The organism is Bradyrhizobium sp. UFLA05-112, assembly GCF_053572325.1.
In genome coordinates this window covers 72,806-80,908 of record NZ_JBANBK010000036.1, presented here as the reverse complement: position 1 = coordinate 80,908, position 8,103 = coordinate 72,806, and the positions used below count along the sequence as shown (strand labels likewise).

The following is an 8,103-nucleotide window of genomic DNA, read 5'->3' as shown; positions in this document are numbered from 1 at the left end:
GCGCGAAAGCGAATCCAACCCACACGCATCGTCGCATGGTCACTCTGGCGCAGAGCCCACCAAGCCGCAGCCCAGCGAGCTCACCTCAAGACAAAACGGCAACTGTAATGCTAGGAAGCAAAACTCGTAAAACAACCCCATGCAAAGTAGCCGGGGTTGTTGGTAAGACGCGTTGCATTTCGGAAAATCGGTTGACCCGTCGGGCAAAACAGTGGCACCCTGCAACGATTGCTAAGAGTTCGCTGGGGTCACGCCACCGTGCGCTAGAAAACACCAAAACAGACGCACGTAGAGGCTGCCGAACGTTGACGGCACTCGCGGCTAAATGTAGCGTTACGATACGTAACGTATAGACCGGTTTCCGTTGCAGGAACGATGCCGCATTGGTCGTCGATGATTTTCGAGAGCAGAATGGGCTTGTTACGGGCTGAAGGCTCATCTGCGACGATCGAGCCGAACGGCGGCTCCGGCCGTGAGGCCGCATCATGACAATCACGGTTCGGGAGCGCTCTCCCATGAAAATCGTCCGGGCCTCATGCATGGCGGTGGTCATGCTCTGTCTGACGGGTGCAGCACTGGCCGACGACTTGCAGACCGTTGGCGATCCCGACAGCCTCGGCTTTTCGGCTCGGCGTTTGGCGCGCATCACCTCCTGGTTCGAGGCGCAGACCAAGAAGGACGATCCCTCCGGTTTCGTCGTGGCGATCGCCCGCAACGGAAAGCTCGCTTATTTGCAGCCGACCGGCTTTGCGGATCACGACAAGACAATTCCGATGCGGGCGGATTCGATCTTCCGCATCGGCTCGATGTCCAAGCAGGTCACCAGTGTCGCGACCATGATGCTGGTCGATGACGGCAAGCTCGAGCTCGATGCGCCCGTGGCGCAGTATCTGCCGGAGCTCAGGGACATTCAGGTCGTCAAGACCGATCCGGCCACCGGGGATGCCATCCTCATCGCGCTTGAACCTGCGAAGCGGCCGATGACCATTCGGGACCTCCTGCGCAACACGTCCGGCCTCGTTTATACGGGGCCCGACTTTGCCGATCCCGGATATGGCAATGCGGTGATCCACGCGCTTTACGGCGCCAGGGCGCCGTTCCGACGCGACAAGCCCATCGCCTCCTTCGTCGGCAGCCTTGCCACGCTCCCGCTCCTGCACCAGCCGGGCGAAGTCTGGGAATATGCGATCGGTTACGACGTGCTCGGGCGTGTCATTGAAGTCGTCTCGGGTCAGACATTCGACCAGTTTCTGCAAAACCGCCTGTTCGCGCCGCTGCGCATGGTCGACAGCGGATTCCACGTGCCGGAGGACAAGCTCGCCCGTCTCGTGGCCGTACCGGGCGCGCAGCCCGCGCCGCTTTCGGATGGCGACGTCACGCATCCGCAGACGTTCTTTTCAGGCGGCGGCGGGATCGTTTCGACGGCCCCCGACTTCCTGCGCTTCTGCCAGATGCTGCTCAATGGCGGCGAGCTCGACGGCGTGCGCATCCTGAAGCCGGAAACGGTCCGGCTGATGACGACGAACTCGATGCCGTCAGACATCCATTTCGCAGGGCACGAGGTGGGCCCGGCTTTCGGGACCGGTTGGGGGCTCGGCTTCGCCGTTCGCACCAACCCGGATTTCAGCCTGATCCCGGGCGCGGTCGGCAGCTTCAACTGGCAGGGAAGCTGGGGCACGTTCTTCTCGATCGATCCGGCCCAGAAGCTGATCCTGGTGATGATGATGCAGCGGAGCCAGTTCAGTGAGAACGGCTTCTATTTCAACGCCATCCGTCGCCTGCCCTACGCGGCGTTGAAGATTCCCGAAGCTCCCACGCCCGTCGCCTCGGAGCAGTCGAATGCCGCGGCTCTCACCGACTATGTCGGACGTTACGTTTTCGGCGGATCCGCAAGCCCGCTGGACAGACAAGTCGCGGTCGCGGACGGCAACGGCTGGACCGGCCTTGAGTCCGTTGTCGTGGAGACGGACGGACTAAGAGTGATCAAACCGGTTGGCGGCGGCCCCGCCGCGAGGGCCGGCGTCATGGCGGGAGACCTCATAGCAGCGATCGACGGAGTCTCGGCCAGAGGCATGAGCCTGGAAGCGGCCTTTCGCCGGATTTCGGGGCCGACAAACGCGATGATCAAGCTCAAGATCATCCGCGCGAAGCAGACCGATCCGCTCGTTGTCGCCTTTGCCCGGGAGGCAGTTCCGTCGCGCAGTGTCGCGCTTCAAGTCGGTGTTGCGGACGGCAAGCTCGTCGTCGAGGCAACAGGCGCCTGGTCGATCCTCGATTTCGACAAGGGCCAGCCGACGCCGCTGGCGGCCCTGTCAAAAGATGAATTCCACGTCGAAAGCGGCGATCACACACGGATCGCCTTCCGTCGCGACGAGGCCGGAAAGGTCAACGGCGCGGTCCTCAATCCGGGACCGTTGGAGCAACGGGGCGCGCTCGTCCCATAGAGGCTAGCACTCCGATTTGAATCGCCTCCCCACAATCGACCGTCTATTGTCTGCTGATGTCGCGCCTCGTGTTTCCATCGATCGCCGTCGTTCTGTCGCTGCTGCCGGTCGTCGCGCCGGCTGCGGCAAGTCACAAGCGGCCGGCGCCAGTCTGGCGTGGCTACGGCTTCTTGCCGGGCTATCACCAGCCGCCGAGCAACAGCCTTCCGCCCTATGCGCAGAAGGCCGCGGTGCGTCGCATGGCGCGCAGCAGCCGGCGCCCCTGGTACATCGACCCGGTCCCCAGCTATTACGGGTTTGACGGCAACTGGCACTATTTTGGCCGGCCCGGCTTCTATGATGGCCGTTACAACAACGGCACCTTTGGCCCGTGCTGGACGCGGACACCAATCGGACCGATCTGGAATTGCGGCTGATTGGCTGATCACTCCGAGATCGCATGGTCAATCCGCGCGCATCGGCGTGACATGGCCCAAAATGCATTGCCAATTTGGCCCTTCGTGCTAGGAAGCGCCCTCCCCAAAAACAGGAAGTCGTGATGGCCAAGAAAGCCAAGAAAAGAATTATTCGCCGCGAATACTCCGCAGCCGACGTCAAGCAACTTCGCGCCCACTCAAAGGCAAAGACGCCTGTTGTTAAGATAGCAAAACAGATGAAGCGAACGGAAGGCTCGGTACGCCAAAAGGCATTGAAGCTCGGCCTCCCGATTGGCCATCGTCGCTGAGTTGCTTGCTACACGCGGCCACCAGAAAGCCCTGCGACGGCTACGCCTCGAAAAAGATCGAGGAACGCCGAGGTGCCGCTCGGACCCGAAATTCTCTGTTTTGGGAGCCTGATCTGTGAATTAGCTAACACATTCGAAGGTCGTATTTCGCCTAGACTACAGCCGGACGACGTCGTGGCGAGTGTTGGCCCTTGAGCCTTGGCCTTTGGAGCCTTGACCTTTGGAGCCTTGACCTTTGGAGCCTTGACCTTTGGAGCCTTGGCCTGTGAGTCCCGGCCGGTGACAACCGGCCTCCTCCTTCGTCCTGGCCACAATCGCATCGACGCAATCGACGCAAATGCAATTGAAGTCTGTTTAAGGTCAAATCGATGTAAGCGTTCGCGTAACGTTGAGTGTGTGAGGCTGCCATGCCTGAGTTCAGCTCGACACTATCGCCCGTCCTGGATGTTCGGGCCCGCGACCTCCTGAGTACGGAGCAAAGCATACGGCGACATGTGATCGGAGCGCTTCGCGGTCGGCGAACGAGCCTGAAAAGTGCACTGCAGCCACTGATCGACGAACAGACCCAAATGCTGGCCCTGAAGCACGGGCTGGATACTTCAACCATAGACAAGATCCTTCAATCGCAGTGCGCTGTCCTCAATGTGCTGTCCGATCGCTACGATGCGCTCGACGAAGCTGTGCACAAAAGCCAAATCCCCTTTGTCGAATTAGGCAACGACGGTCGCATCATCTACGCGAACGCCGCCTTCGACAGGCTTGCTCCGGACACGTATGGCACCCCCTTCCCCGTCCTCTTTGGAAGCCGCGCTGCTGACATCTGTGCGGCTCTCAAGGCCGAAACAAACACGAGCCTGCGCGTGGACATTCAATCCCGCGGTACCGTTCTTCAGGTCAGGGTGGAGATCGGACCATTACGCGATGAAAGCGGTCAGCAGGGCAACTACGCTCTTTTGCTCGATCAGAGCGCCGAGCGAAGCCGGCTTGACGCTCTACAGGACGGTGTCCTCCGCACAGACCTGAGCGGCAGGATTCGGTTTGCCAACGAGCGCGCCACCCAGATTCTTGGCTTCTCCGAAGCCGACCTCAAGAAGATGCTACTGTCCGAGGCACTCGAGCTCGAAGGGGAAGATGCTGGCGAAAAACAAGCGGAATGGCTCGATGCGCTGACGGGTTTCTCTGATTTCGTCAAACTCCGCACAAGTGACGGGCAATCCAAACCCGCCAGGATCAGTGGAGCGCCCTATCAGGAGGGGCCGAATGGCCGCGCCGGACTCCGGCTGCTCTTTGCCCCGCTCGATGAAGATCTCGCCCGCCAGCAATTGAAGACCATCCTGGTTGACCACGAGGATCCGCAGGAAATCATCGAGGCGACGCTTGCCGCAATCCGCAAAGTCATACCGTTCGAGATGGCCACGTTCGGAATCTATAACGAGGCATGCGATCATTGGCGGGCACACGCGATCGTGCCGCAGCCCCAATGGGAGTGGAGTACGCGCTGGTTCAAAGTCTCGCCCGGCGTGATCGACTGGCTCAAGCAAGGACAGACCTGGGACAACGATCTGCGCTTGTTCGTCGAGCGCCTTAACCCGGACGAGAGGGAGAATCCCGTCAGCAAGGCCATCCTTCGCGACGGGCTCGACAGGATGATCGTGCTGCCGATCCGGGAGGCCGGCGGCCGCTTCCGGAGCGCGTTGTGCCTGCTGAGCCGCACCCACAAATTCACTGCAGCCGATCTGCGAACCTTGCACAATCTCGGCGTCGAGGAAGTCTTGCAGGCCGCGGACGCAGCCATCGAACGCTCCCGCGCCCTCGCTCAGCGACGACTCCGGGACGACCTGAACAAGGCCCTCAGCACCCACGCGATCGCGGAACTCCTGGCCAAGGGAACCATGCATTGCTTTGGCTGGGAATATGTCGGCGTATTCCGGGTCGACCGCGCTCGTTCGTGCTTTGTGTTGTTCGCTGAGCATTGCGAAAATGACCGGGATCTCCTGGTCAGGGAGGCCGGCAGTCGGGAAGAATACACGCAGGGTCTATCCGCAGGCATGCTTGGCCATTGCCTGGCCGAACAGTCGATCCTGGTCGCCCCTGACGTCACCGATTGCGAGCGAAACTACGGCTTCATTCGCACTGCGCCGGATCAAAGGTCGGCGATGACGGTGCCGCTGTTCGTGAACGGCAAGATCGAGATGGTTCTGGATCTTGAATCCTCCGAGTTCAATGCGTTCCTTGGACCCGATCGGGAAGCCGCCCGCGGACTGGCCGCCGATTGCGAGCAGATTTTCGCCGCCCGTTGGCACCAAACGATCGAAAAGCGGCTCATGGATAGAATTGAGCAGGTCGCCATAATCGTAGATGCGGTCGGCGAGATTCGTGATCTGAACCGTGCCGCCGAAGTCATGTTCGGGCAGGTCCGAGGCGCACGGCTCGCTTCATTCGGCGCCCGCGACGAGGATTGCACGGCATTGGCCCAGTCGGGCATCGAGCATCGCATCCGCATCCGTCTGCTCATAGGCGCCGAGCCTCGTGTCGAGGTGGCGACGCTGGCAAACTGCGATCCGCTCCATGACGATTACGGCCATCATCTCTGGCTCTTTACCAACCTCGCCGACCAAAGCCGGGAGAGCGACTTGCACTATCTGGAGGAGACGGTCACCGCCGTCGCCCGTCAGACTCGCGCTCCCCTGCTGATGGCCGACGGCCTGTTACGAAGCGCCAAGAACCGCTTGCGCGAGCCTGAACAGATGCAGGACTGCGCCAGGCTGCTCGACCAGGCTGCGAATCACCTCTTGAAGGCCGATCTCACTTTCGAACGGTTGTCCGACCGTCTGACCGTCCAGCAGACACCACGGGATGCGCCAATCGAGTTCGACGTACTGCAAGCCCTCTACCGGGACATCGACAATCTGCCGCAGGAAGATCGGGAGGCAGTCACCATCATCGACAAGATCGACCTTGCCGCGCGTGTGCTCGTGAAGGGTTGGCCCGAGCGGCTAAGCTTTGCGTTCCGCTCGGCATTGGGCTCCCTGCTCATGCTGCGCGTGACCCTGACCGACAAGCTGACGGTCGAAATCGCGGAGAGTTCGCCGCGTCACGTCTTGATACGCATGCACCTGCCTGAACTTGCTACTCAGGCTCTTGAAAGCCAGGTTGCAGACCCCATCGAGCGCAGTCAAATCCGGGCCCGGGAAATGGCCAGTGTCGCGATTGAGGCAATTGAGATGTCCGTCGGGCAGCACGGCGGCACGTTGACCGAACAACACGGCATGGGATTTGAGATCAGGTTGCCGCTGTGCACCGAGGAGGCCGCGCCATGACCGCCAAGATTGCGATAGCAACTGCTGAACAGGATATGTTCGACACGCTGTCCAGGCTCCTGCACGCGGCAGACATCGCGCGGGATGACGTGCATGCCAAACCCCTGAAGACCGCGGACCAGACAAGCGAATGGATCACCGCCGGCGAACCCGGGCTGCTCGTCCTTGACGCCGAGTTGCCGATAGATCCGCGCGCGCGGCGGGATACGCGCTCGACCCGCGGCGCGCGGAGCGTCTTCGAGGTCGTGCGAGCCCGCGAGCCCCGTACGCCCGTCCTGGTCATCGTTCCGAATTTCGCCGCCGGCGCAGAGCTGGAGGCCGAATGCACGGCGACAGGCAACGCCCTGATGTTGCCGATGGACACGCTCCAGCTGCATCAGCATAGGATTCTGCGTCCGTTCATCGCAATGCTCACCGGACGCCCCGATAACACGAATGCGATCCCAGGGGGCTTTCGCGTGATCGAGACGGAGATCCAAAGCAGCAAGGTCGAATGCCGTCTGGGCGTCGGCGATGGCGCCACCATGCTGCGCTGGAATACGGTCAGCGACCTGGAAGATCTCAAGTCCGTCGCCCAGGATTATGCCCGGGACGAGATGCCGCAAGACTGCGCCGACCCCGCGTACCGGATCGGCACGAGCTTGCCCAGGAGCTGGCTCGACAAGACGCGCGTGGTCGGGACGCGGCTGTTCAAGAGCTTCGTGGTCAAGGCTGTTGGTGAGCAACTGTTCTCGCAGATCGAGAATGCGGCCGGCGGGCTGGAGGGGCTGTCATTTCGGTTCGTGATCAATGATGCGGACTTCTATCCCGCACCGTTTGAAGCAAGCGTTCGTTATCTCCGGACCGAGGAGAACGGGCCATTCGTGCTTCTCCACGCCCCGATCGTCCGACGCATACCACCCGCAGCTCGGCTCAGGGCGCCAGCCGCCCAGACACGTATCCCACGAGGAGCGACGCTGCTGTTCGTTCGCTCGCAGGTCGGAGAACACCCTGCGAAGCAATACGAGCGTGTCACGTACGATGGAAAGCAGTTCGATAAGCTCGGCAACATTGACATTGAGCTGCAATACCTGCGCGCGCTGCGAGAAGCCGACCATTTCGACGTCAAGGAGGTCGACTTGTCCCAGGCACCGCCGGGCAAGGCAGCAACGCATCTACTTGCCCGGATCCACGAGGTGCAGCCGACAATCCTGCATTACGCCGGCCACGCCTGGAGCGACGGCCAAAAGAGCGCGACCCTCATCCTGCCCGGCGAGAAACCAGAGGAAGCGATGGGGCTGAAGCTCGACAAGTTGGCTGCACATCACGGCCTTTCGGCCACCAGGCTCGTCTATCTTTCGGCGTGCCGCGGCATCTCCAAGGGCAGCGTGCAACAATTGGTCATGAATGGGATTCCCTATGCCCTGGGTTTCCGCTGGAATGTCGAGGATGACCGCGCGCCGGACTTCGCGAGGGCCTTTTACAACGAGCTGTGCATGACCCAATCCGTCTGCCTTGCCTTCCGCAGGGCCTGCCGCACCTCTTGGGAAGGGCTGAGCCATGACGAGGAGAGTCCGATCTGGATCTCGCCCATTTTGCTCGCCCAGTCGACGGACTGGGCAATGAGGTCCTAATT

Annotated in this window: 5 protein-coding genes; all 5 read left to right on the top strand. The window is 61.2% G+C overall.

Translation table 11 applies throughout. The features are described 5' to 3' along the window. The first annotated feature begins 515 nt into the window (after window positions 1-515). The 5 genes from SO180_RS21535 (at window position 516) to SO180_RS21515 (ending at window position 8,101) form a co-directional block, all read left to right on the top strand. Window positions 516-2,444 (top strand): serine hydrolase, encoded by a 1,929-nt coding sequence (locus tag SO180_RS21535; protein WP_449380839.1) that lies wholly within the window; start codon window positions 516-518, stop codon window positions 2,442-2,444. 56 nt (window positions 2,445-2,500) lie between these two features. Continuing rightward, window positions 2,501-2,860 (top strand): hypothetical protein, encoded by a 360-nt coding sequence (locus SO180_RS21530; protein WP_449380838.1) that lies wholly within the window; start codon window positions 2,501-2,503, stop codon window positions 2,858-2,860. 122 nt (window positions 2,861-2,982) lie between these two features. After that, window positions 2,983-3,168 (top strand): hypothetical protein, encoded by a 186-nt coding sequence (locus SO180_RS21525; protein WP_449380837.1) that lies wholly within the window; start codon window positions 2,983-2,985, stop codon window positions 3,166-3,168. 407 nt (window positions 3,169-3,575) lie between these two features. Continuing rightward, entirely contained in the window at window positions 3,576-6,488 is a 2,913-nt protein-coding gene (locus tag SO180_RS21520; protein ID WP_449380836.1) for a PAS domain S-box protein, read from the top strand. Continuing rightward, on the top strand, window positions 6,485-8,101 hold the full coding sequence (locus tag SO180_RS21515; protein WP_449380835.1) for a CHAT domain-containing protein: 1,617 nt from the start codon (window positions 6,485-6,487) through the stop codon (window positions 8,099-8,101). The genes SO180_RS21520 and SO180_RS21515 overlap by 4 nt, the downstream gene beginning before the upstream one ends. The last annotated feature ends 2 nt before the right edge of the window (window positions 8,102-8,103 follow it).

What these genes read in the sequence shown, in the direction of transcription:
- SO180_RS21535 (WP_449380839.1), top strand. Translation starts at nt 516, where the DNA reads ATGAAAATCGTCCGGGCCTCATGCATGGCGGTGGTCATGCTCTGTCTG.
- SO180_RS21530 (WP_449380838.1), top strand. Translation starts at nt 2,501, where the DNA reads ATGTCGCGCCTCGTGTTTCCATCGATCGCCGTCGTTCTGTCGCTGCTG.
- SO180_RS21525 (WP_449380837.1), top strand. Translation starts at nt 2,983, where the DNA reads ATGGCCAAGAAAGCCAAGAAAAGAATTATTCGCCGCGAATACTCCGCA.
- SO180_RS21520 (WP_449380836.1), top strand. Translation starts at nt 3,576, where the DNA reads ATGCCTGAGTTCAGCTCGACACTATCGCCCGTCCTGGATGTTCGGGCC.
- SO180_RS21515 (WP_449380835.1), top strand. Translation starts at nt 6,485, where the DNA reads ATGACCGCCAAGATTGCGATAGCAACTGCTGAACAGGATATGTTCGAC.